Genomic DNA, 23,232 nt, shown 5'->3' on the forward strand with positions numbered 1-23,232 from the left:
CTAACCCCGCCGCCTCCGCCGCCGCGCCCCCAGCACCAGCAGCGCCAGCACCCCCACGGCCAGCGCCCCGGCCCCGACGGAGAGACCGGGCCCGTCCCCGGCGTCCTCGCCCGCCGCCGACGACCCCGAGTCCTGCGCGCCCGATCCCGAACCGCCCCCGGGCGCGTCCTCGGGCAGCACCTGGCTCCCCTCCCCCTCCGCCCCGTACATCAGCTTGCTCCCGTCGGCCGTGTACGTGACCGACTCGCCCTGCACGAACCCGGTCGGCACGCTGAGCCGCTCCAGCCGCTTGAGCTGCCCGCCGTTCCACTCGTAGTCGATGGCCCCGAAGTAGCTGCGGACGACGAGATGCCCCGCGTCCGGGGAGAGCGTCGCGTCGGTGGCCTCCAGGTCGGGGACGGCGGCGATCGGCTCGAAAACATTGGTGCCGGAGGCCGACAGCTCGGCCGGTCCCTCGTACAGGTGCCCGCCCTCGCTGTTCTTGTCCACGATGTAGACCCGCCCGGTCCGCGGGTGCACGACCAGCGACTCGGCGTCCCGGGCACCGTCCGCGTACTGGACGACGTACTGCGTCGCCGCGATCGATTGGTCCGTCAGCTCCGCGGGCTCGGGCAGCTGATAGATCCAGACGTGGTCCCAGGTCCCGCCGAGGTTGTCCCCTATGTCACCGACATAGATCTGGTCGTCCGGCCCGATCGAGATCGCCTCGACGTCCCGGGGCGTGCCGACGCCCGTGAGGGTGATCGTCGCGACCGTCTCGCCCGTCGCGCCGTCCACGGCGTAGAGGAAGGCCCCGTCGTCGCTGTCGTTGTGCGTCCAGTAGATCCCCGGATGCTGCCGGGACGCGGCGAGCCCGCTGGACTCGGTGATCCGCGGATCCTTGATCGTGAACCCCTCGTCACCGTCGGCGGCGGACGCGGACGGCACGGACAGCCCGACCGTGAGCAGGGCGGCGGCGAGAGGGACCAGTGATCGGCGCATGCCCCAAGACTGCCATCCCGTACGGGCGTTCCCCTCGGTACCTGTGCCGCGCGCCGCGTCCCCTGCCCCCGCCGTCCCCGCCCCACCCCGGGTCGGCCATCATGAGCGGATGCTCAGGTTGATGCCGGTAGGCGATTCGATGACCATCGGCAGTGCGGGCGAGCACACCTGGCGGTACCGGATGTGGCGGCACCTGTGCGCGACCCACGGCGGCCCGTTCACCCTGGTCGGACCGCGCGAGACGCTGTACGACAAGGGAGCCGACGCGCCGGTCTCCTATCTCTACGCCGAGCCTGATTTCCCGCGCGCGCACCTGGCCGGCTGGGGCGAGGGCTGGCAGCACATGGCGCCCATGATCGGACAGGCCGTGCGGGAGACGCGCGCGGATGTGCTGCTGGTCTCCCTCGGCCTGATCGACCTGGGCTTCTACACCGACCCCGAACAGACCACACAGAACGTCCGGGCCTTCATCGCCGAGGCGAGGGCGGCCCGGCCGCGCGTGCGGATGGTGGTGCTGCCGGTGATACCCAACATCCGGGCCACCTCCGACGCCGCCTTCGCCACCCAGGTCGCCACGTTCAACGAACTCCTCGCGAAGACCGTCGCCGACCTGGACGAGCCGCGCTCCTCCCTGCTGCCGGCGTCACTCCCGGCGTCGTACGACGTCGACACCGACACCTACGACGGCACCCACCCGAACACCAGCGGCGAGCACAAGATCGCGGAGGCGTTCGCCGAGGCGATGTACCAGGGGTGGGGGCTGGGGGGCGAGTACGAGGGGTGAGCGGCGGTCAACAGGGCGATTGAGTCGCTTGAGCCGCTCAAGAAGAGTGCGCGGCAGCCTCGATCTCCCGCACCATCGCGTCCGCACACTCCCGCACCCCACCCGGCACCGGCCCCTCCGGCCCCGCCCCCAGATACCCCGCCCGCGCCCACTCCAGCACCGGACGATGCCGCTCCGGCAACCGCTCACGCGCCCAGTCAGCCGCCGCGTCCTTCGATCGGATGGCGCCGGTGACCAGGGTGGTCCAGATCCGGGCGAGGGTCAGCAGGACGTTACGGGTGTCCGTGTCCAGCTCGGCCATCAGCTCCGGCACCCCGGCCACGATGGCCCGGCGCAGGTCGGCGGGCGGGACGGGCGGCAGCAGCCGGTCCGGGGGCGGGCCGTGAAGCGGGGTGTCGCCGTCGCGGGCCATGGTGATCAGCGGGGCGAGGTCGGGCATCGGCCCGGCGGCGGGGACGTACCCCCGCTCGTACTCCGCCCGCAGCCACTCCCCGTACAGGAACTCGCAGGTCGGCGGAGAGCGCCACGGACTGATCTCGCCGTGCACGACGACGATCAGCTCGACGGGCCGCCGCCCGGGGTCACCGGGGGCGCCGGAGACCTCCATCAGCTCCCGCACCAGGTCCCGGCGTTGCGTGTCCGTCAGCGGTCGCTCCACGACGACGAGCAGATCGACGTCACTGTGCGGACGCAGCCCGCCGAGGACGGCGGAACCGTGGAGGTAGACGCCCAGGAGGGTGCCGTCGAGGTGGCGGTGGAGGAGACGTACGAGGGGGTAGGTGAGGGGGGTTGATGGCATGCTCGGCAGTGTGGTCATGGATCACTGTCCGTGTCCAAACCTTTGAACGTATCGTTGTACCGCGCGGCTGTACCCGTTGGCGGGGCAGCCGGGGAGGAGCGCCACGATGACCGTCGTGGAGACCGACAGGATCGAAATGGCCGACGAGAACGCACAGCACCTCGATGACTTGTTCGAGCTGGTGGAGCGGATGATCCCCGAAGGTTTCAAGGTCGAGGTCGTCGAGGGGGCCGTCACTATGGTGCCGCAGCGGTACACGCACGGGGAGATCATCCGCCGGATCACCCATGCGCTGGAGGACAGGTTCGGCCGGGACATCATGGTGACCACAGATGTCCGCATCGACTTCCCCGGCTTCGAGAACGGCTTCTGCCCGGATGTGATGAAGCTGCGGGACGGGGCCGAACGCGACCCGGAGCGCGGCTGGCGCCACGAGGATGTCGAGTTCGTCGCCGAGGTCATCTCACGCGGCACGGGGATGAACGACTACGGCCCCAAGAAGGCCACGTACGCGGAGGCCGAGGTCCCCGTGTATCTCATCGCGGACTCCTACCAGGGCCGCTGCCATCTCTTCACCGACCCCAAGGACGGCGAGTACCGCACCGAGTCCCGGGTCGACTTCGGTGAGACCGTCGATCTGACCCACACCCTCCTCGACCTCACCATCGACACGTCCACGTTCCCCCGCGACTGACCACACCCGCCCCCGACACCCACCCCTCCCCCACTTGCCTGGAGCCCACTCCAAGTCGTTGGCTTGTGGACCATGGAGTACACGCAGCTCGGACGCACGGGACTCAAGGTCAGCCGACTCGTCCTCGGCACGATGAACTTCGGTCCGCAGACGGATGAACCCGACAGCCACGCGATCATGGACGCGGCCCTGGACGCGGGTATCAACTTCTTCGACACCGCGAATGTGTACGGCTGGGGCGAGAACAAGGGCCGTACGGAATCCATCATCGGGAACTGGTTCGCCCAGGGCGGCGACCGCCGGGACAAGGTGGTCCTCGCCACCAAGGTGTACGGCAACATGGCCGCCGACGGCGAGGCCTGGCCCAACCACGACAAGCTCTCCGCGAAGAACATCCGCCGCGCGGTGGACGACTCCCTCAAGCGCCTTCAGACGGACTACATCGACCTCTACCAGTTCCACCACATCGACCGGGCCACCCCGTTCGAGGAGATCTGGCAGGCCATCGATGTGCTGGTGCAGCAGGGGAAGATCCTCTACGTCGGCTCCAGCAATTTCCCCGGCTACAAGATCGCCCAGGCCAACGAGATCGCCGGGCGCCGCGGCGGCACGATCGGCCTGGTCAGCGAGCAGTGCCTGTACAACCTCGCCGAGCGCCGCGCCGAGATGGAGATCATCCCGGCCGCCCAGGAGTACGGCCTCGGGGTCATCCCGTGGTCGCCACTGCACGGCGGTCTGCTCGGCGGGGTGATCAAGAAGGAGGTCCAGGGCGGCCGACGCGCCTCGGGCCGCGCCGCCGACGCCCTGAACGACCCGGCGCTCCGCGCGCAGATCCAGGCGTACGAGGATCTCCTCGACAAGCACGCCCTGCCCCCCGGCGAGGCGGCCCTGGCCTGGCTCCTCACCCGCCCCGGCGTCACCGGCCCGATCGTCGGCCCGCGCACGGCGGAACAACTGGAGTCGGCGGTGCGCGCGGTCGACCTGGCCCTGACGGACGACGTCCTCAAGCAACTGGACGAGATCTTCCCGGGCCCGGGCCCGTCCCCGGAGGCTTTCGCCTGGTAGAACCGTCCCCCTCCGACGCCCCCGGGACAGCCACTGCGACAACGCCCCGGGGGCGGCAGGCCCAAAGGCTCACGGGTACGCGTCCACCGGACAACACCGGGCCGACCGCCCAACCCAAGGGGCGCGGGGAACTGCGCCCGTTCACCCGACAACGCCGGGCCAGCCGCCCAACCCAAGGGGCGCGGGGAACTGCGCGACCAGCCACAACACCGCCGCACCCGGCGACGAAAGAGAAACCCCCCTCCCCCTACCCCCCAACCGCAGAGGCCACGGCGACAACCACGAACAACAGAACAAGCGCACCGGCCATAATCCGGTTCCGGGTCTTGGGATCCACGCGTCGAGCCTAACCGCCCCCGCCGGACCCCCCACCGAGCCCCCACCGCCCGACGACGTCATACCGCGGCTGCTCCCCCGCCACCCCCGACACCGGCAGCACACTCCGCACCAGCGCCACCTCCCCCACGGTCCACTCCCGCCCCCAGCGCCTCCACATACCGCCGCGGATACCCCCGTACCCCTCGCACCCCTCGCACCCCCCGTACCTCCACCGCCGCCCCGCCGCGCGCCACCGTCAGATGGGCCCGGTACCGCCGGTGCTCCCCCATCGCCACCCCCGCCTTGCGCCCCGCCGCCTCCGCCCGCTCGGCGAGCAGCCGCAGCGCGGCGAGGTCCCCGTCCGCCCCGGCCCACAGCGCCCGCCCCTGCCCGAACTGCCCACCACCCCGCACGGCCAGCGCGAAGGGCGGGGTCCGGCGCGCGGCGCGCGCCAGGCGGTCCGACAGTTCGGGTACGACGTCGTCGCCGACCTCTCCGTAGAAGGCGAGGGTGAAGTGCCATCCCGCCCGCTGGGTCCAGCGCAGCGCACCCGCGCCGGGGAGGTTCCTCAGCGGGTCCACGACGGCGGCCAGTTCCCGGGCGGCCGGCTCGGGCGGGAGTACGGCGGCGAAGAGTCTCATGGTCAGGAGACGCTAGCGGCCTCGGCCGGCTCCCCGGTCCGCTGCCGGGGCACGAACCGCAGGCGCGGATATCGGGCGTCCCACTCCAGCGACAGCCGCAGCCCGCCGGTCCGGGCCAGGATCACGCCGATGGTCGCGGCGGCCAGAGCCGCTATCGCGCCACCGGCGGCCATCCCCACCCGGGCGCCGTAGGCGTCGGTGACCCACCCCACGATCGGGGCGCCGACCGGTGTGCCGCCGAGGAAGACCATCATGTAGAGCGCGAGGACCCGGCCGCGCATGGCGGGGTCGGCGGACATCTGGATGCTGGTGTTGGCGGTGACGTTCACGGTCATGCCGAAGAGGCCGAGCGGGACCATCAGCAGAGCGAACATCCACACCGAGGGCGCCACCGCGGAGGCGACCTCCAGCAGGCCGAAGAGCAGCGCGGCGGCGCAGAGCACCTGGATGCGTGCGGTGCCGCGGCGGGCGGCAAGCAGTGCGCCCGCGACGGAGCCGACGGCGATCAGGGTGTTGAAGAGGCTGTAGGTGCCGGCGCCCGCGTGGAAGACATCGTCGGCGAAGGCCGACAGGAACACCGGGAAGTTGAAGGCGAACGTGCCGACGAAGCCGACCAGGACGATGGGCCAGATCAGCTCGGGCCGCCCGGCGACATAGTGCAGCCCCTCCCGCAACTGCCCCTTGCCGCGCGGGGCGCGCTGGACGGTGTGCAGTTCACGGGAGCGCATCAGCAGCAGTCCGGCGAGCGGCGCCAGGAAGGACAGGCCGTTGAAGAGGAACGCGTACCCCGTACCCACCCCGGTGATCAGCAGGCCCGCCACGGCGGGGCCGATCATCCGGGCGGACTGGAAGTTCGCGGAGTTCAGGCTGACCGCGTTCTGCAACTGGTCGGGGCCGACCATCTCGGAGACGAACGACTGCCGGGCCGGGTTGTCGACGACGGTGACGAGACCGGCGGCGAGGGCGGCGAGATAGACGTGCCACACCTGGACCTGCCCGCTGAGGGTCAGCGCGGCCAGCGCGAGCCCGGTCAGGGCCATGGCGGACTGGGTGAACAGCAGCGTGGGGCGCTTGGGGAGCCGGTCGACCAGGACTCCGCCGTAGAGCCCGAGGAGCAGCATCGGCAGGAATTGCAGGGCCGTGGTCACGCCGACGGCGGTGGCGGAGCCGGTGAGGCTGAGGACCAGCCAGTCCTGCGCGATGCGCTGCATCCAGGTGCCGGTGTTGGAGACGACCTGGCCGAGGAAGAAGAGCCGGTAGTTACGGATCTTGAGGGACGAGAACATCGCGGACCGGCTGCGGGATGCGCCGGGGTCGCGGGGGGAATCGGGGTCACCGGGGGAACCGGGCTTACCGAGAGAATCAGGCTTACCGGGGTCACCGGGGGAATCTGGCTTACCGGGGGAACCGGGGTCGCCGGGGGAGCCAGGGACGGCGTCACCCAACGGATCGTTGACGGTGTTGTCGGCTGCTGGCGCGGGTGCGGAATCTGCTCCGGGTCCCGAACTCAAAGAAGTTCGCCTCCTCAGGACGTCGTTGATCCTTGCTCTGGCCTTGGTGTGGCCTTGGTCTGACCTTGGTGTGGCCTTGGTGTGGCCTGCTGCTGGCACTCCTACGGCCTACTGCCGCTGCCGCCGCCTCGCCAGGGCCCGCCGCGGCTGCCTCAGTCGCGGCGGGCACCACTCACAGCTGCGCGAGCCTCTCCAGCACCGGCGCGGCGGCCCGCAGCTTCGCCCACTCGTCCTCGTCGAGGCCCTCGGCCAGCGTGGCGAGGAAGGCGTTGCGTTTGGTGCGGCTCTCTTCGAGCATCGCCTCGGCCTGCTCGGTGGGGGTGACCACCTTCTGCCGGCGGTCCTCGGGGTGCGGGTCCAGCCGGACCAGCCCCTTGGCCTCCAGCAGCGCGACGATGCGGGTCATCGACGGCGGCTGGACATGCTCCTTGCGGGCCAGCTCGCCAGGGGTGGCGGTGCCGCAACGGGCGAGGGTGCCCAGGACCGACATCTCGGTCGGGCTCAGTGACTCGTCGACACGCTGGTGCTTGAGCCGACGGGACAGCCGCATCACGGCGGAGCGCAGGGAATTCACGGCGGCAGCGTCGTCGCCATGGGTGAGGTCCGACATATTCTTAGCGTAACTCATTACTCTCCCTAAAGACCACCCTGGGTGCACCACGATCCCCGTGACACCCGCCACCCAAGCCGACACTTCACCCATACGAGTGACACGACTCCGGAAAGTGAGGCAGCGGACACCCGGGGGCGGTGACCCTCATCCCCATGGGGACCAGCGTGCTCAGCCTGCGGATGAACGGGGAGCTGCTCGACCGGCTCCGGGGTCATGCGGCGAAAAGAGGAATGAGCGTCCAGGACTATGTGGTCCAGACGCTCATCCGGGACGACTTCGACCAGCGCTTCACGACGGCGGTCGAGGAGACGGAGAAGTTCTACGGGTCACCCGAGTACGGGGTCACCTGAAACCGGCGGCTCGGGTCAGGTGAGCCCCAGGGCCGGCATCAGGTAGTAGAAGCCGAACACCGCCGCGACGACATACATCGCCGCCGGGATCTCCTTCGCGCGCCCGGCCGCGAGCCGCAGCACGACGAAGGTGATGAAGCCCATGCCGATGCCGTTGGTGATCGAGTAGGTGAACGGCATCATCACCATCGTCACGAAGGCGGGTATGGCGAGGGTGTGGTCCGTCCAGTCGATCTCCTTGATGGACCCGGCCAGGATCAGGAACCCGACCGCGACCAGCGCGGGGGTGGCCGCCTGGGACGGGACCATGGTGGCGACGGGGGTCAGGAAGAGGGCGAGGGTGAACAGCGCGCCGGTGACAAGGTTGGCGAAGCCGGTGCGGGCGCCCTCGCCGACACCGGCGGTGGACTCCACGAAGCAGGTACCGGCGGAGGAGGAACTGGCGCCACCGGCCGCGACCGCGATGCCGTCCACGAAGAGCACCTTGTTGATGCCGGGCATCTGGCCCTCGCCGTCGGTCAGCTTGGCCTCGTCGCTGACGCCCATGATCGTGCCCATGGCGTCGAAGAAGCAGGACAGCAGCACGGTGAAGACGAAGAGGACGCCCGTGAGCACCCCGACCTGCTCGAAGCCGCCGAACAGACTGACCTCGCCGAGCAGCCCGAAGTCCGGGCTGGAGACCGGGTTGCCGGGCCACTTCGGGGTGGTCAGCCCCCAGGAGGGAACCGTGGCGACGGCTTCGATGATCATCGCTACGACGGTCATGGCGACGATCGAGATCAGGATCGCGCCGGACACCTTGCGCACGATCAGCGCCAGCGTCAGCAGCACCCCGAGCACGAAGACCAGCACCGGCCAGCCGTCGAGGTGGCCGTCACCGCCGAGCTGGAGCGGGACGGTGGTGTGGGCGGCGTCGGGGATCCGGGACACGAACCCGGCGTCCACCAGCCCGATCAGCATGATGAACAGGCCGATGCCGATGGCGATGGCCTTGCGCAGCGAGTAGGGCACGGCGGCCATCACCCGCTCCCGCAGCCCGGTGGCGACCAGCAGCATCACCACGAAACCGGCCAGCACCACCATGCCCATGGCATCCGGCCAGGACATCCGGGGCGCGAGCTGGAGCGCGACGACCGAGTTCACCCCGAGTCCGGCGGCGAGCGCGATCGGTACGTTCCCGATGACTCCCATCAGCAATGTGGTGAACGCCGCCGTGAGCGCCGTGGCGGTGACCAGCTGGCCGTTGTCGAGCTGGTGGCCGTACATGTCCTTCGCGCTGCCGAGGATGATCGGGTTCAGCACGATGATGTACGCCATCGCGAAGAAGGTGGCGAAACCGCCACGGACCTCCCGGGGCAGGGAGCTGCCCCGCTCGGAGATCTTGAAATAGCGGTCTAGAGCCGAGCTGGGCATCGTTTAGAGATTCCTACGAATATAAGTGGCCAGTAAGAAACAGTTTCAGTATGAACATATAACGCCGGAAAGGGCTATCTCCGCGCGTAGACCGGCGTGGGCCAGGGACGGGGCGTGGTGCCTCGTAAGCTGGCCCCATGGCGAAGTGGACACCCAAGCACGAGGCGCCGGAGCCCCTGGAGGGCCCCGTGGTCGCCACCATCACGGGCGGCACGATCCTCTGGTTCGTCCTCTTCCTGGTGCAGCTCCCGTTCTACGGCTGGTTCGCGGACCACGGCCACACCTGGTGGATCTGGACCTGCCTGGCCGGCGCAGCCCTGGGCCTGATCGGCATCTGGTACGTCCGCAAGAGAGACCAGGCAATCAAACAAGCGGAAGCGGACCTTTAGCGCCAGAGGGCCTTGGCGGCAGAGGGCCTTTAGGGGCGCGGGGAACTGCGCGACCAGCCCCCACCGGGCCCGCACCCGTACACCCACGGACGGACCCCCCCTCCTCCCGTAGTCGGATCTTCACGACATCGGGGGGGTGCACGCCCATTTCCCCACGTACCGTCGGAGACATGACGCACACCGACGCAGGCGCCGAACTGGACCCTGCGCACCCCCACCCCGCACCACCAGCACCGGGCGGACTCACCTCGGCAGAAGTGGCGGAGCGCGTCACGCGGGGACAGGTCAACGACGTTCCGGTGCGCAGCAGCCGTTCCATGGCCGAGATCGTCCGTTCGAACGTCTTCACCCGGTTCAACGCGATCATCGGTGTGCTCTGGGTGATCATGCTGTTCGTCGCGCCGATCCAGGACAGCCTGTTCGGCTTCGTCATCATCGCCAACACCGGGATCGGGATCATCCAGGAGTGGCGGGCGAAGAAGACCCTGGACTCGCTCGCGCTGATCGGCGAGGTCCGTCCGACCGTGCGGCGGGACGGGGTCGCGGCACAGGTCGGGACGTCCGAGATCGTGCTGGACGACGTCCTGGAGACCGGCCCCGGTGACAAGGTCGCCGTGGACGGCGTGTGTGTGGAGAGCGACGGCCTGGAGATCGACGAGTCGCTGCTGACCGGCGAGGCGGACCCGGTGGTCAAGCGGATCGGCGACGAGGTGATGTCGGGCAGTTTCGTGGTGGCCGGCGGCGGCGCGTTCCGGGCGACGAGGGTGGGCCGCGAGGCGTACGCGGCGCAGCTGGCGGAGGAGGCGTCCCGCTTCACGCTCGTCCACTCCGAGCTGCGTACGGGCATCTCCACGATCCTCAAGTACGTGACGTGGATGATGGTCCCCACGGCGATCGGCCTGATCATCAGCCAGCTGGTGGTGCAGGAGAACGCGTTCAAGGACTCGGTGGCGCGGACCGTCGGCGGGATCGTGCCGATGGTCCCCGAGGGCCTGGTCCTGCTCACCTCGGTCGCCTTCGCGATCGGCGTGATCCGGCTGGGCCGCAAGCAGTGCCTGGTGCAGGAGCTGCCCGCCATCGAGGGCCTGGCCCGCGTCGACACGGTGTGCCTGGACAAGACCGGCACGCTCACCGAGGGCGGCATGGACGTCACGGAGCTGCGCCCGCTGGACGGGGCGGACGAGACGTACGTACGCAAGGTGCTCGGCGCGCTCGGGGAGTCGGATCCGCGTCCCAATGCCTCCCTCAAGGCGATCATCGACGCCTACCCGGACAGCGAGGACTGGCGCTGCACTCAGTCGCTGCCCTTTTCCTCGGCCCGCAAGTACAGCGGGGCGTCCTTCAGCTTGGGCGGCGGGGAGTCGGGCACCTGGCTGCTGGGCGCCCCCGATGTGCTGCTGGCCCCGGACGACCCGGCCCTGACGGAGACGGAACGCCTCAACGAGCAGGGGCTGCGGGTGCTGCTGCTGGTGCGGGCGGTGCACGAGCTGGACGACCCGCAGGTGGCGGCGGACGCGCAGCCGGTTGCCCTGGTGGTCCTGGAGCAGCGGCTGCGCCCGGACGCGGCGGACACCCTGGCCTACTTCGCCGACCAGGACGTGCACGCGAAGGTGATCTCCGGTGACAACGCGGTCTCGGTGGGCGCGGTCGCGGGCAAGGTCGGCCTGACCGGCACGGTGATCGACGCCCGGCAGCTGCCCGCCGAGCGGGAGAAGATGGCGGCCGCGCTGGACGAGGGCACGGTGTTCGGCCGGGTCACCCCGCAGCAGAAGCGGGACATGGTGGGCGCGTTGCAGTCACGCGGCCACACGGTCGCGATGACCGGCGACGGGGTGAACGACGTGCTGGCCCTGAAGGACGCCGACATCGGGGTGGCGATGGGCTCGGGCTCGGAGGCGACGCGGGCCGTGGCCCAGATCGTGCTGCTGAACAACAGCTTCGCGACGCTGCCGAGCGTGGTCGCCGAGGGCCGCCGGGTGATCGGCAACATCACGCGGGTGGCGACGCTGTTCCTGGTCAAGACGGTCTACTCGGTGCTGCTGGCGATCCTGGTGGTCTGCTGGCAGGTGGAGTACCCCTTCCTGCCGCGCCACCTGACCCTCCTGTCCACCCTGACGATCGGTGTCCCGGCCTTCTTCCTGGCCCTGGCACCCAACAAGGAACGCGCGCAGCCGCATTTCGTCCGCAGGGTGATGCGCTACTCGATCCCGGGCGGGGTCCTGGCGGCGGTGGCGACCTTCACGACGTATCTGATCGCCCGGCACCACTACACCGGCCCGGACGCGCTGGACGCCGAGACCAGCGCGGCCACGCTGACCCTGTTCCTCATCGCCATGTGGGTCCTGGTGATCGTCGCCCGTCCGTACACCTGGTGGCGGGTGGCCCTGGTCGCCACGATGGGCGCGGCCTTCGTCCTGGTCCTCGTCGTCCCCTGGCTCCAGACCTTCTTCGCCCTGAAGCTGGTGGGCACGACGATGCCGTGGCTCGCGGTGGGGATCGCGGCGGTCGCGGCGGCGGTGCTGGAGGTTCTGTGGCGGTGGGTGGACCGGCGGGTGCCGGCGTAGGGGCCTCGCCCTCAACGCCCCTCACAACAAAACGCGGGGGACCACGCGACCGGCTCTCACCGGCGCGCGGTCCCCCGCGACAGAAGCGGAACCCGACCCGCCGCGCTTACCTCACGTCGATGAAGTCACCCGGGGCGTTGACCGCCGGGGTCGTGACCGTCCCGGCGAAGCTGTACCGGTAGTAGCCGTCCTTGGACGCCTTGACCGTGGTCTTCAGCTCACCCTTGGAGTTGGTCTTGATGGTCTTGATGGTGGTGTAGCTGGTGGCGCTCTTCGTACGGAACTGGAGCTTGACCGGCTGGTTGGTGTAGCCGGCGTACTTGTTGGTCTCCCAGTTGGCCCGCGCGAGCTTGCCGGTGACCGTGATGGTGTTGCCCTTCTTCACGGGCTCCGGCGCGGCGTTGACGGTCAGCGTGGAGTTGCGCTGGATCAGGGTGGTGCCCAGGGCGCCCTGGTCGGCGAAGTCACCGGTCACGTAGTCCAGGGCGATGGCCGCACCGCGCCAGGTTCCGGCGTCGGAGTTGATCAGGTCTCCGTAGCCCGGGTAGATGTTGACCTTGCCCTTGCAGTTGGCGGTCGTCGCGGAGGTGGCGGTGCAGGTCGCCGGGGCGTCGCCGATGAGCAGGTTGTCCGGAGTGTCGAAGGCACCCCGGTAGAGGTACGGGCCCGTGTCGAAGTCCGCGGACTTGATGTCGATGTCCGCGGCGTGGGTCATCGTGTAGGTGATCGTGGTGGAGGTGTGGCTCGCGGACCCGACCTTGACGGCCTTGACGGCCTTGAAGTTCGAGAAGGAGATGTCCAGCCCACCGATCGCGGCGGCGCCGTACGCGCTCTTCGCCGGGTTCTGGGTCTGCTTGGCCTTCAGGGCCTGTTCGGCGGCCGTGCGGTACGACGGACCGGAGCCATCGGCCTGGGCAGCCGGAACGGCCAGGCCGGACAGGGCCAGAGCGCCTGTGACGACGCCGAGTGTGACCCGCTTGCGCATGTGCATTCCCCCCAGGGGAGTTGAGGCCCGGCGGTCGCGCTGCACATGGCGCGCGGTCTCGCGCGAGGCCCTTTCGATCGGGGAGCCTGTTGGCTCACCCGATCAGATGCACCACAAGCCTCATTGGTTGTGCACAGCTATGAAGTTTCTGTGTGCGCCCTCTGAGGTGGGAGCAGCGCGCCGCCCGGTTTCCCGGGCGGCGCCCGCCCCTCAGTCGAACCAGCGGTCCCGCGCCAGCTCCCCCGTCCGCGACGGATCCTCCAGCAGCGCCGCCACCTCGAACCGCCGGGGCCACTGCCGCGCCGCCCACGCGAGGCCCGCCGCGACGCCTTCCAGGGTGGCCGCGTGCAGCACCCCGTCCGTGGTCAGCCGCCAGTCGATCTCGACGCCGTCGACCAGCAGCTCCTCGTGCTCGACGTAGGAGGACGGGGTCCGGGCGCCCAGCAGCACCCGTACCGACTCCGGTACGTCGTGCTCGGCACCCTGCGAGTCCACCACCGCGCCGACGGACTCGCTCAGCCGCCGCACCTGGAACAGCTCCGCCAGTTCGGCCGCGCGGGCCGGGCGGACCGGCAGCAGCGGCACCCCGTCCGTGAAGGGCAGCAGATCCGGCGAGTCCACGACCACCGCGTCCGACGCCTCGACCACCGTCACCCGCCCGTCGAGCACGGCCCGCAGGTCGTCCGGGAGAGTCACCTGCTCGGGGTCCAGATCGGCCAGCGCGCTGTACAGGGCGTGCAGTTGGGAGCCCGTCACCTCGCGGTCGGGGTCGGCGAGACGGTCGAGGAGTTCCGCCGCCCCGCCCGGCTCCTCCAGCAGCGCGGCCACCGACGTCCGTACGCCCAGCGCCCGCAGTACCTGCTCGTCGTCGAAGCCGGTCGCGTCGGCCTCCTCGTACAGGCCGCGCAGGAGGGGGTCACCGCCCGACGCCAGCAGGCCCGCCGGGCGGCGGCCGTCCAGCACCGGGTTCCCGCGCAGCCACCACGCCGTGTACGGCCGGACGAGTTCGTGCGTGCCGTCGGGGAGCAGGACGCGGACCGGCTGGGTGAGGGCGTCGCGCAGGGGCGGCCGGGCGAGCAGGGCCAGCGCCTGGGGCCACTTGTCCTCGTCCACCAGGTCCAGGTCCCGTACGGCGATCAGCTCGGTGGCGACGGGCGGGACCGGCGAGTCAGGGAAGCGGTCGAGGATGTCCTCGGACCACACGTCGACGGCGTCCAGCAGCCCGGGGTCGTCGGGCTGGGCGAAGTCGCCCTCGCGGGGCTCCAGTTCGTCCGGGTCCAGGACCACGTCCGTCGCGCGGACCAGGGCGAAGTCGGCCAGCACACCGCAGGCGGCGAGCGGCTGTTCGCCCCACCTGGACGCCAGCTCGGCGTCCACGTGGGCGAGTTCGTCCTCGCGCATGACGGCGGCGAAAGGGCTGCCGGGCAGGACCAGTTCACCGGCCGGGGACAGCTCGCCGTCCTCGTCGGGCAGGGCCAGCGCGCCCAGCCAGGGTTCGTCGCCCGGCTCCAGCCCGGCCGCCCGCGCCAGCGCGAGGACGGTGTCCGCGAGTTCCTCGGCGTCCGGGGTGTCGTCCTCCCAGCCCGCCCCCTCGTCGTCCAGGGACGCGGCGACCGCCGCCCGTACCTGCGGGGTGGTGAGGACCGCCCTCGGGGTCGCGGGCAGCGCGCCCAGCTTCTCCAGCAGCGGATGTGTGGCGTCCGGGTGGGCGACCTTCAGACCGAGCCGGGCCAGCGCCTCCGGGTCGAGCCCGGCCGAGTCGGGCGTCGGCAGCAGCACCTGCCGGGGCCCGATCGTCGTACGGCCATCGGCGAGCGGCACGGGCAGTCCCGACAGCCGGTCCGGATCGACGCCCGCCAGGCTGTCGTACAGCTCCCGCCACCAGTGCGGCGCCTTCTCCAGCCCGGCCAGCCGGTCGATCGCGTCGGTCAGCGGCACCCGGGCCACACCGAGCGTGCGCAGCTCGACGCGCCGTTCGAGCCCGGCGGGCAGCAGCGTCGGCAGCACCTCGGCGAGCACCCGTACGGTGTCGGCGCCGGCGCCCTCCACCACCTCCGCGTCCCTCGGGCGCAGCGACTCGGGGGCGTCCTCGTCGGCGGGCGGGAGGGCGGGGGGCAGGAAGGAGGTGCGCGGCAGCCGCTGGAGGATCGCCTGACGCAGTACGCCGTCCAGCTCGCCCTTGCCGAGCGGACCGGGCACGAGGGAGATGATCCCGGCGGTCACCGGACGCCAGCCGGCGAGCAGTTGGGCGTAGGCGTCGGCGGCCTTCTCGACCAGGAAGTCGGTGAGGGGGCCGGGCGCGGTGTGGCGGCGGGTGGTGTCCTGCGGGAAGGAGGCGATGAGCAGGGCGGGCACGCCGAGGGGCTCGTCGCTGGGGGTCGGGGCGTGCAGGACGGGGCTGGTGCGCGGGGCGGCCGGGGCGCCCTCGCCGTCCACCGGTACCGCCCAGGTCACCGACCAGTGGGGCCGCGACCGCTCCTCCACGGGCCGGTCGGCCAGCAGTGCGGCGGCGAGCGCTCCGTGCGCGGTCGCGGTACGCCACCGGCTGGTCCCGTCCCGCGAGTCCTCGACGACGGTCAGGTCACCGTCGGCGCCCCGCCGCAGCACCCGTTCCCGCCCGCCCGCCTCCACGACGACCTCCGCCAGCCCCGGCAGGGCGAGCAGCAGGGCGTCGTCGACGGCGTCGAGGAGCCGTTCGGCGAGTTCGGCGGCGGCGGTGTCGCGCAGCGGCAGGATCACGGCGGTGTCGTACGGATCGGGAGCGGTGCCCTCGGCGGCGAACGGCAGCCGCAGCAGGGGTACGTGACCGTCCCGGCGCCGGATCTCGTCACCCAGGCCGGGGCTGTGGCGGGCGGTCCCGGCGGCGAGGTCCCGCGCCTCGGCGAGCGACCAGCGCACCCCGCCGTGCCGCCCGACGACAGCGGGCTCGTCGGTCACGGCGAGGACGGCGGCGAACCCGACGCCGAAGCGCCCCACCGACTCGGTGTCCCGCTTGGCGGAGGCGCGCAGGGTGGCCAGCGACTCGACCCCGGTGGCGTCGAGCGGGGCACCCGTGTTGGCGGCGACGAGGACGCCCTCATGGAGAGTGAGCCGGAGCCGTCCGGGCACCCCGGCTCGGGCGGCGGCGTCGGCGGCGTTCTGTGCCAGCTCGACGACCAGGCGGTCCCGGTAGCCGCCGAGCACGAGGTCTTCCTCGGCGTTGGCGTCCTCCCGGAACCGGGCCGGGCTGGTGGCCCACGCGTCGAGCACCCCACGGCGGAGCCGGGCCGTCGCGAACGGGTCGGCTCCCTCGGGGGCCGGCCGCACGAACTTGCTCACGTTCACTCTCCTCATCGGCGTGAGGAGACGGTATCGCGATCCGCGCGGCCGTCCGGCCCGGTGTCACGCCCCCGGGCGCTCGCTCAGGTCGGCGCCGAACAGGCGCAGCAGTTCGTCCTCCACCACGGGGGTGAGGGCCTCGACGTAGCCGTCCGCGAGGTGGCCGTAGTCCCGGTAGACGAGGGTGTTGCCGACCACGACCGGGCAGGTGCCGGAGGGGGCGCAGACCCAGTCGTAGGGGTCGATGACGGTGACGTCCTCGGCGGCGGCCGCCTTGCGGATCGCCTCGGTGACCTCGGGCTTGGGGTCGGCCTCGGAGCGGTCGCGGGTGCAGGAGGCGAGGTCGCCGGGGTTGGCCGACACACAGTCCACGGTGTTGTTCTTCGGCCAGGGGTTGTCGAGCAGGGTGAGCACCTGGGTGCGTCCCTGCTGGAGCATCCGGTACGTCTCGGCCTGTCCCTCGCCCCAGGCGTCGCCGAGGTCGCCCTCGCCGTACAGCTTGGCGGAGTTGGAGCTGGAGGTGATGACGAGTTCGGGCTCCATCTCCTGGATCTTCCCGATGGTCACGTCCCGCCAGTCGTCGCAGGTGGAGTACGGGCCGCCCTCCCACTCGATGGTGATCTGGGAGACCTTGCAGGCGTTCTTGGTGAAGGAGTACAGCCGCCACTCGTGCTCACGGGCGATGGCGTCGAGCGCCGGGAACCACTGGGCGACGTGGGAGTCGCCGAAGAGGACCACGCTGCGGTCGGCGGTCTTGTCGCCGTACAGACAGGGCTCGGTCTGGACCGTGCCGGTCATGGTGAGGGCGCAGTCGTCGGTGTAGAGCGCGGAGCGTTCGTACGCGGTGTCGCGCAGGTTCGGTTCGAGGTTGGCCGGGAGTTTCTCCACCGGCTGTTCCAGGAGTTGGGTGAGGGTGGCGCGGGGGTCGGAGGCGGCGGCGAGGGTGTCCTTGGTGCTCTGCCGGGCGTCGCCCTCGTCGAGGGTGGGCGGGAACTGGAGGGTGAACACGGCGGCGAGGGCCGCGGCGGCCGACAGGCCGAGACCCAGGGTGAGTCCCCGGGCGGCGTGGGCCTTGAACGCGCGGTGGAAGCGCATCGGGTCCTCGACCAGGTGCAGCGTGCCCCAGGCGAGCAGGATGCCGCCGAGCGCGGCGATCAGCCGCAGCGGCCCGTCGTCCGCGCCGAACCCGACGGCGGCCGGGACGATGATGATGAGCGGCCAGTGCCACAGGTACCAGGCGTAGGAGATCCCGCCGATCCAGACGGCGGGCCGCAGCGACAGCACGGCGCCCGCGCCGTAGCGCCCGGCCGCGGCGCCACCGGCGAGGACGGCCGCGGCGCCGAACACCGGGATCACGGCGTGATGGCCGGGGAAGGGGGTGCTCTCGTCGAAGGACACGGCCGCGTAGCCGATGGCGGCCAGTCCGGCCCAGCTGAGGACCGCGGCGAGGGGGCGCGGGATCTCGTGCAGCCGGTGCGCCGCGAGCGCCAGCAGGGCGCCCACCGCCAGCTCCCAGATCCGGCCCTGGGAGCCGAAGTAGGCCCAGGAGGGGGAGGTTTCGGTGAGGTGGAGACTGAGCGCGAAGGAGGCGGCGGCCAGGGCGAGCAGCGGGATCGCGAGCAGTGCCCGGCGCCGGAACAGCTTGAGGGCGACGATCAGGACGATGGGCCAGATCAGATAGAACTGCTCCTCGACCGCCAGCGACCAGAAGTGCTGGAACGGGGAGGGCGGTACGTCGGTGTTGAAGTAGTCGGTCCCGGCCTCGGCGAGCCGGAAGTTGACGACGTACCAGGCGGAGGCGATGGCGTCCTTGGCGTAGTCCGCGAAGCGCAGCGGGCCCAGGAAGAGCCAGGAGCCGGCCAGGGTCGCGAGCACGACCAGGGTGGAGGCGGGCAGCAGGCGCAGCGCCCGGCGCGCGTAGAAGCGGCCCAGGGAGATCCGGCCGTCGCGGCCCCATTCGCGGAGCATCAGCGAGGTGATGAGGAAGCCGGAGATCACGAAGAAGACGTCCACGCCGACGTATCCGCCGGCCATGGAGGAGACGCCCGAGTGGCCGAGCACCACGAGGGTGACGGCCACGGCCCGCAGGCCCTGGATGTCGAGCCGGAGACTGGCGCCGCCGGCCGGCGCGGCGGTCCGCTGCCCGCCCTTCCCGGGGGTGCCGTCCGCGGGGCCGGGCTGGGGCGGGACGTCGTCGGACGTGGGCCGCGGGGGATGCGTGAGGCGGCGGACGGGCACCGTGTGGATCTCCTTGGCTCATGAGGCATCACCGGACGGCGCCGATGATCGCCCCCGGAGCCGGACGATCGAACCTACCTTCGGCCCGGTCCGTGGTTCATCGCATTGCCATTACATAGCAATAACGAGAAAGTGGACCACGTTTGAACGGCGACCGACAAACCTGGGCGGGTGAAAGCCGCATAGGGAACATTGCGGTGATGGCGTGGAGCACCTGGAGGGACGCTGCCGGACATTCCGGACGTCTGACGCCGGCGCCGGATACCCTGGCCGGGCACTCCCTGGAGGACACCATGAGCACTCAGGCCGACCACGGACACGCGCTGATCCCTCGTCCCGAACAGACTCCCGAAGCCTTGCGCGCGGCCTTGGCCATAGTCGCTCCAGGCCGCCTGGACGAGATGCAGGTCATGAAGGACGAGGCATTCGCCAAGGCAGTCGAGTGGCAGTCGCTCAGCCCGGTGCGGAGCTGGGTGCTGAGCTGGGCCAGGGACATCGAGATCGCCCGCCGACCTGACCTGTCCGCCCGGCTCGCCCGCGCGCGGGGCAACCTGGAACACGAGGACCCGACCGTCGCGCACGAGGCCCTGCGCGAACTGGGCTCCGTACTGGACGACGCCATGGCGGCGGTGCGCGCGTGAGCTGGAAATGGGAGTACGCCTTCGGCGCGGAAGAAGCCGCCCGTACCGCTCCGGCGAACTTCCTCGCGGCAGTGGAACGCAAGGCTGACGAACTGGTCCGGGCCGCCGAGGCCCGCCACCTCCACGGCCGGGCCCATGACGCGGTCGACCCCGAGGGCGGCAACATCATCGTCCCTGGCGGGATGTTCCGGTACCAGATCGTCGTCCGCAGCGAGCGGGTCTACATCGTGCAGATCACCTACCTGGGGTTCTGACTCCCTGGGCTCCGCACGGTGAACACCCGCTACCCGTATCCGAAGGCAACAGGCGCGGCCCAAAGGGACCGCGCCCGCCTCCGGGCGCAGGGTCGACCATCCCCGAACCGACCCACGCGGTACGGGGATGCGTAACGGGGACTACGAGTGCCCCAGCTCCGCCACCGTCTCGTCGGGCGTCTCCGGGACCGAGCCCGAGTCCTTCGCCGGGCGGAGGGGGAACGCGTCGACCTTCGTCTCGTCGATGACCGGCTCGGCCGGCTGCGGGGGCTTGGGGACGACCGCGGCCTCGGAGTGGCCGCCACAGCCGTAGGAGAGGGAGACGAGGTGGCCGTCGGCCGGCGAGAACTCATTGGCGCAGGCGCCGAATGCCTGACCGAGGGAGCCGCCGATGGCGACCAGGAACCCGCAGCTCACGCAGGTGGCGGGGGCGGCCTGGGCCATGGGGGTCTGCGCGCCGAACGACTCTTCCCAGCGGTCGGCGGCGATGTGCAGGCCATAGCGGGACAGGACCCGGGCACGGCCCAGACCCCGCTCCTGCGCCACCGCCGCGATGGACCCACGGGAGGGGACGACCGGGAGGTGGGCGGGTGTACCCGCGCTGACCTCGGCGTCCTCCGCCTCGACCAGTTCCGCCATGTCCTCGGAGACCGCGGAGTTCGGCGGGGGCGCGTCCTCGCCGCTGAAGCCTGGCTCCAGGCGCAGATCGTCGGCGTCGGTGGGCAGCAGGTCGCCGGGGCCCATGTCGCCGGGGCGCAGCCGCTCGCTCCAGGGCACCCACTCGGGGGCGAGCAGGGCGTCCTGGCCGGGGAGCAGGACCACCTCGTCCAGGGTGACGAGCTTCGCGCGGGAGGCGCGCGCCACCGTGACGGCCCAGCGCCAGCCCCGGTAGCCCAGTTCCTTGCACACGAAGAAGTGGGTGACAACCCGGTCGCCCTCGCTCGTCAGGCCCGCGTGTTCTCCTACCACCCCGGGCGCGGCAGCCTCCTCGGCGGCGGCGCGGGCGAGGTCGACGGCCTCGGCGCACAGACGGTCGGGGGTGCGGCTTCGCGTTGTCGCTGCGCTCACAGGTATCGCTTCTCTCCTACGCCGTCGCTACCGGGTGCGGCTTGCCTCCGGCGGTTAGGGGGGACGGAGCGGAACGGAAGACCGCGTCGACGTCCATGCCTGTCGCGCTCGGGCGCACCTACGTCACCCATTCTGCCTGTTCCCCGTCCGGGGGCCTACACCGACGCCCACTCGGCACCCCGCGCCGGGGATTTCCTTGACGGGGAATCGGGATTCCGGGGGGAGGGGGACGGGGGCGCGGGGGGCTGGTGGGGTGCGGGGGTGAGGGCGGCATCATCAGCGGCGGGGCGGGCGGGGACTGCGTCGGCGAGGGGCGGGCGGGGCGGATGGGGGCTGCGTCGGCGGCGGGCGGGGCGGATGCGCGAGGCGGATGGGCGGGGCGGATAGGCGAGGCGGATAGGCGAGGCGGATAGGCGAGGCGGATGGCGTGGCAAGGCCCGGTGGCGCAAGGGCCTGGGGGCTGGCGGACGCCGGGGTGGGGAAACGCCGGTCGGCGGGCGGCCGGGCCATCGGCGGTCGCACGGACGGGCGGGAAACAGCCCGGCGACACATCGGCCTCGGCCTGGCAGACGCCGGACCAGGGGAACACCGGCAGGCGAACAGCCCGGCCACCAGCAATCACGCAGACGGACGAGAAACAGCCCCGCGACATAACGTCCCCGGACCTGGCAGACACCGGACCAGGAAAACACCAACCGGCGAGCAGCCCGGCCAGCGGCAGTCATGCAGACGGACGGGAGAAGAGCCCGCGACACAACAGCCTCGGACCTGGCGGACGCCGGACCAGGGAAACACCGGCAGGCAGGCGGCCAGGCCATCCGCGGGCGCGCACGCGGGTGGAAGGCGGCTCGGGGCCTTGCCGTCCACGGGCTCCCGGGCCCCGTCGCCCCAGGGGTCCGACGGGCCCCGGCCCCGTCGCACCATCGCCCCGTCGCCCCGTCGCCCCGTCCGCGAGCCCGCATGAAATGACTGTGCCCGCCCCGGTCCGACGGGCCCCGGGCCCTGCCGGACCCCCGCCCATGCCCAGCGCGGCGGCACGCGTTCGACGGCGATTCCGCCTACCCGGGGCCATCTCGGGGCACTATGAACGGCGTGGCAGGCGCGGGCAGGCGTGAGGGTGGGGCGGGTCGGGTGGGAGGGGCCGTCCGGGCGGTCGGGCGTGCCCTGCGGTCGCCGTTCTCCGCGGCCGCGCGGGGCATCCGCAAGGCCACGCACGCCCACGGCGCCGGCGAATCCGGCCTCGGCAAGCTGATCGAACTGCACGGAGTGAACGGCGCCGGGGACGTCATGATCACCGTCGCCCTGGCCTCCACCGTCTTCTTCTCCGTACCCACCGACGAGGCCCGCGGCCGCGTCGCCCTGTACCTCGCGATCACGATGGCCCCGTTCACCCTCCTCGCCCCCGTCATCGGCCCCCTCCTCGACCGCGTCCCGCACGGCCGCCGCCTCGCCATGGCCTGCGCCATGCTGGCCCGCGCGCTGCTCGCCCTGGTGCTGTCCGCCGCGGTGATCAGCGGCGGCATCGAGCTGTACCCGGCCGCCCTCGGCGTACTCGTCGCCTCCAAGGCGTACGGCGTGGTCCGAAGCGCCGTCGTGCCCCGGCTGCTGCCGCCCAAGTTCTCCCTGGTCAAAGCCAACTCCCGGGTGACCCTCGGCGGGCTGCTCGCCACCGGCGTCGCCGCTCCCATCGGGGCCGGGCTCCAGTTCATCGGGCCGCGCTGGCCGCTGTACGGGGCGTTCGTCATCTTCATTGCAGGGACGTTCCTCTCCTTCTCCCTGCCGCCCAAGGTCGACTCCGCCAAGGGCGAGGACACCGCGCTGCTCGCCGCCGACGCCGACCACCTCCACGGCCCGTACCAGAAAGCCGCCAAGCGGCCGGGGCTGCGGACCGTCGGCACCGCCGTCACCCACGCGCTCGGCGCCAACGCCGCCCTGCGCTGTCTGTCCGGCTTCCTGATCTTCTTCCTGGCGTTCCTGCTGCGCGAGCATCCGCTGACCGGGCAGAGCGCGGCCGTCTCCCTGGCCACGGTCGCCGTCGCGGCGGGCGCGGGCAACGCGTGCGGGACTGCGGTGGGGGCCTGGCTGCGGGACCGCGCCCCGGAGATCATCATCGTGACGGTGGTGGCCTGTGTGCTCGGCGCGGCGATCATCGCCGCCATATTCTTCAGCGCCTTCCTGGTGGCCTGTCTGGCGGCCGTCGCCGGATTCGCGCAGGCACTGGCCAAGCTGTCGCTGGACGCCCTGATCCAGCGGGACGTACCGGAGCAGGTGCGCACCTCCGCCTTCGCCCGCTCGGAGACGCTGCTCCAGGTGGCGTGGGTGCTGGGCGGCGCGGTCGGCATCTCGCTGCCGCTGAACGGGCCCTTCGGGCTGTCCGTCGCCGCCGCGATCGTCGCCGCCGGGTGGCTGAGCACCGTACGGGGGCTGCTGGGTTCGGCGCGGCGCGGCGGCCGGTCCCACCCGAGGGTCGCCTGACCCACCGGGGCCCCGCCCCTGGCCCGACCGGACCTCGCCTCCCTCATGGCCCGACCGGACCTCTCCCCTGGCCCGACCCGCCCGGCACACCCCCCGCATGGCCGCCACCCCGCGTGGCGGGGCGACCACGA

Annotated in this window: 18 protein-coding genes and 1 pseudogene; 9 read left to right on the forward strand and 10 right to left on the reverse strand. The window is 71.5% G+C overall.

Going from position 1 to position 23,232, the window contains the following annotated elements; all coding sequences use genetic code 11:
* Complete coding sequence (locus ACFRFC_RS09965) at positions 1-981, reverse strand: WD40 repeat domain-containing protein (protein WP_382684192.1); 981 nt, start codon at positions 979-981, stop codon at positions 1-3.
* Positions 982-1,090: 109 nt separating this feature from the next.
* Here ACFRFC_RS09965 and ACFRFC_RS09970 point away from each other — a divergent pair, with 109 nt between their 5' ends.
* Entirely contained in the window at positions 1,091-1,765 is a 675-nt protein-coding gene (locus ACFRFC_RS09970; protein WP_382684190.1) for an SGNH/GDSL hydrolase family protein, read from the forward strand.
* A gap of 37 nt (positions 1,766-1,802) precedes the next feature.
* On the opposite strand, the gene ACFRFC_RS09975 is transcribed toward ACFRFC_RS09970, so the two are convergent.
* A complete protein-coding gene (locus ACFRFC_RS09975) occupies positions 1,803-2,564 on the reverse strand; it encodes an aminoglycoside adenylyltransferase family protein (RefSeq protein ID WP_382684187.1) in 762 nt (253 codons plus the stop codon).
* A 106-nt stretch (positions 2,565-2,670) separates the two neighbouring features.
* Between ACFRFC_RS09975 and ACFRFC_RS09980 the strand changes: the two genes are divergently transcribed.
* Positions 2,671-3,258 (forward strand): Uma2 family endonuclease, encoded by a 588-nt coding sequence (locus ACFRFC_RS09980; RefSeq protein ID WP_382684184.1) that lies wholly within the window; start codon positions 2,671-2,673, stop codon positions 3,256-3,258.
* A 72-nt stretch (positions 3,259-3,330) separates the two neighbouring features.
* Positions 3,331-4,323 carry an aldo/keto reductase gene (locus ACFRFC_RS09985; protein ID WP_382684181.1) on the forward strand — a complete coding sequence of 331 codons (993 nt, stop codon included), beginning with the start codon at positions 3,331-3,333 and terminating at the stop codon, positions 4,321-4,323.
* Positions 4,324-4,669: 346 nt separating this feature from the next.
* Here ACFRFC_RS09985 and thpR read toward each other — a convergent pair.
* The 3 genes and pseudogenes from thpR to ACFRFC_RS10000 form a co-directional block, all read right to left on the reverse strand.
* Positions 4,670-5,282, reverse strand: a pseudogene (gene thpR, locus ACFRFC_RS09990) (RNA 2',3'-cyclic phosphodiesterase).
* A 2-nt stretch (positions 5,283-5,284) separates the two neighbouring features.
* Entirely contained in the window at positions 5,285-6,793 is a 1,509-nt protein-coding gene (locus ACFRFC_RS09995) for an MFS transporter (protein WP_382684178.1), read from the reverse strand.
* Positions 6,794-6,965: 172 nt separating this feature from the next.
* Positions 6,966-7,403 carry a MarR family winged helix-turn-helix transcriptional regulator gene (locus tag ACFRFC_RS10000; RefSeq protein ID WP_382684176.1) on the reverse strand — a complete coding sequence of 146 codons (438 nt, stop codon included), beginning with the start codon at positions 7,401-7,403 and terminating at the stop codon, positions 6,966-6,968.
* 155 nt (positions 7,404-7,558) lie between these two features.
* Between ACFRFC_RS10000 and ACFRFC_RS10005 the strand changes: the two genes are divergently transcribed.
* A complete protein-coding gene (locus ACFRFC_RS10005) occupies positions 7,559-7,756 on the forward strand; it encodes a ribbon-helix-helix protein, CopG family (RefSeq protein WP_382684173.1) in 198 nt (65 codons plus the stop codon).
* Between the two features lie 15 nt (positions 7,757-7,771).
* Here ACFRFC_RS10005 and ACFRFC_RS10010 read toward each other — a convergent pair whose 3' ends face one another.
* Positions 7,772-9,169: an NCS2 family permease gene (locus tag ACFRFC_RS10010; protein WP_382684170.1), complete on the reverse strand. Its 1,398-nt coding sequence runs from the start codon at positions 9,167-9,169 to the stop codon at positions 7,772-7,774.
* Between the two features lie 137 nt (positions 9,170-9,306).
* Between ACFRFC_RS10010 and ACFRFC_RS10015 the strand changes: the two genes are divergently transcribed.
* Together ACFRFC_RS10015 and ACFRFC_RS10020 are read left to right on the forward strand one after the other, a co-directional pair.
* Complete coding sequence (locus ACFRFC_RS10015; protein ID WP_382684169.1) at positions 9,307-9,558, forward strand: DUF2530 domain-containing protein; 252 nt, start codon at positions 9,307-9,309, stop codon at positions 9,556-9,558.
* Between the two features lie 170 nt (positions 9,559-9,728).
* Complete coding sequence (locus ACFRFC_RS10020) at positions 9,729-12,122, forward strand: HAD-IC family P-type ATPase (RefSeq protein WP_382684167.1); 2,394 nt, start codon at positions 9,729-9,731, stop codon at positions 12,120-12,122.
* Between the two features lie 106 nt (positions 12,123-12,228).
* Here the strand turns inward: ACFRFC_RS10020 and ACFRFC_RS10025 are convergent, their stop codons facing one another.
* From ACFRFC_RS10025 to ACFRFC_RS10035, 3 genes are all read right to left on the reverse strand, one after another.
* Positions 12,229-13,107 (reverse strand): hypothetical protein, encoded by an 879-nt coding sequence (locus ACFRFC_RS10025; protein ID WP_382684164.1) that lies wholly within the window; start codon positions 13,105-13,107, stop codon positions 12,229-12,231.
* Between the two features lie 210 nt (positions 13,108-13,317).
* Positions 13,318-16,425, reverse strand: a complete 3,108-nt coding sequence (locus tag ACFRFC_RS10030; RefSeq protein ID WP_382684162.1) for a sacsin N-terminal ATP-binding-like domain-containing protein — start codon at positions 16,423-16,425, stop codon at positions 13,318-13,320.
* A gap of 63 nt (positions 16,426-16,488) precedes the next feature.
* A complete protein-coding gene (locus tag ACFRFC_RS10035; protein ID WP_382684159.1) occupies positions 16,489-18,663 on the reverse strand; it encodes an acyltransferase family protein in 2,175 nt (724 codons plus the stop codon).
* Positions 18,664-18,956: 293 nt separating this feature from the next.
* Between ACFRFC_RS10035 and ACFRFC_RS10040 the strand changes: the two genes are divergently transcribed.
* Together ACFRFC_RS10040 and ACFRFC_RS10045 are read left to right on the forward strand one after the other, a co-directional pair.
* A complete protein-coding gene (locus tag ACFRFC_RS10040) occupies positions 18,957-19,304 on the forward strand; it encodes a hypothetical protein (protein ID WP_382684157.1) in 348 nt (115 codons plus the stop codon).
* Positions 19,301-19,558, forward strand: coding sequence for a hypothetical protein (locus ACFRFC_RS10045; RefSeq protein WP_382684155.1), 258 nt, complete (start codon positions 19,301-19,303; stop codon positions 19,556-19,558). The genes ACFRFC_RS10040 and ACFRFC_RS10045 overlap by 4 nt, the downstream gene beginning before the upstream one ends.
* A gap of 141 nt (positions 19,559-19,699) precedes the next feature.
* On the opposite strand, the gene ACFRFC_RS10050 is transcribed toward ACFRFC_RS10045, so the two are convergent.
* Positions 19,700-20,626 (reverse strand): DUF3027 domain-containing protein, encoded by a 927-nt coding sequence (locus ACFRFC_RS10050; RefSeq protein WP_382684152.1) that lies wholly within the window; start codon positions 20,624-20,626, stop codon positions 19,700-19,702.
* A gap of 1,083 nt (positions 20,627-21,709) precedes the next feature.
* Here ACFRFC_RS10050 and ACFRFC_RS10055 point away from each other — a divergent pair.
* The gene (locus tag ACFRFC_RS10055) at positions 21,710-23,101 is read left to right on the forward strand and encodes an MFS transporter (RefSeq protein WP_382684149.1); all 1,392 of its coding nucleotides are present in this window, start codon (positions 21,710-21,712) and stop codon (positions 23,099-23,101) included.
* Positions 23,102-23,232: the final 131 nt, after the last annotated feature.

It is taken from the genome of Streptomyces sp. NPDC056734, assembly GCF_042790455.1.
Lineage (GTDB): Bacteria > Actinomycetota > Actinomycetes > Streptomycetales > Streptomycetaceae > Streptomyces.

What these genes read in the sequence shown, in the direction of transcription:
- ACFRFC_RS10000 (WP_382684176.1), bottom strand. Translation starts at nt 7,403, where the DNA reads ATGTCGGACCTCACCCATGGCGACGACGCTGCCGCCGTGAATTCCCTG.
- ACFRFC_RS09985 (WP_382684181.1), top strand. Translation starts at nt 3,331, where the DNA reads ATGGAGTACACGCAGCTCGGACGCACGGGACTCAAGGTCAGCCGACTC.
- ACFRFC_RS10010 (WP_382684170.1), bottom strand. Translation starts at nt 9,169, where the DNA reads ATGCCCAGCTCGGCTCTAGACCGCTATTTCAAGATCTCCGAGCGGGGC.
- ACFRFC_RS10040 (WP_382684157.1), top strand. Translation starts at nt 18,957, where the DNA reads ATGAGCACTCAGGCCGACCACGGACACGCGCTGATCCCTCGTCCCGAA.
- ACFRFC_RS10005 (WP_382684173.1), top strand. Translation starts at nt 7,559, where the DNA reads ATGGGGACCAGCGTGCTCAGCCTGCGGATGAACGGGGAGCTGCTCGAC.
- ACFRFC_RS10020 (WP_382684167.1), top strand. Translation starts at nt 9,729, where the DNA reads ATGACGCACACCGACGCAGGCGCCGAACTGGACCCTGCGCACCCCCAC.
- ACFRFC_RS10055 (WP_382684149.1), top strand. Translation starts at nt 21,710, where the DNA reads ATGAACGGCGTGGCAGGCGCGGGCAGGCGTGAGGGTGGGGCGGGTCGG.
- ACFRFC_RS10015 (WP_382684169.1), top strand. Translation starts at nt 9,307, where the DNA reads ATGGCGAAGTGGACACCCAAGCACGAGGCGCCGGAGCCCCTGGAGGGC.
- ACFRFC_RS10025 (WP_382684164.1), bottom strand. Translation starts at nt 13,107, where the DNA reads ATGCGCAAGCGGGTCACACTCGGCGTCGTCACAGGCGCTCTGGCCCTG.
- ACFRFC_RS09970 (WP_382684190.1), top strand. Translation starts at nt 1,091, where the DNA reads ATGCTCAGGTTGATGCCGGTAGGCGATTCGATGACCATCGGCAGTGCG.
- ACFRFC_RS09965 (WP_382684192.1), bottom strand. Translation starts at nt 981, where the DNA reads ATGCGCCGATCACTGGTCCCTCTCGCCGCCGCCCTGCTCACGGTCGGG.
- ACFRFC_RS09975 (WP_382684187.1), bottom strand. Translation starts at nt 2,564, where the DNA reads ATGCCATCAACCCCCCTCACCTACCCCCTCGTACGTCTCCTCCACCGC.
- ACFRFC_RS09980 (WP_382684184.1), top strand. Translation starts at nt 2,671, where the DNA reads ATGACCGTCGTGGAGACCGACAGGATCGAAATGGCCGACGAGAACGCA.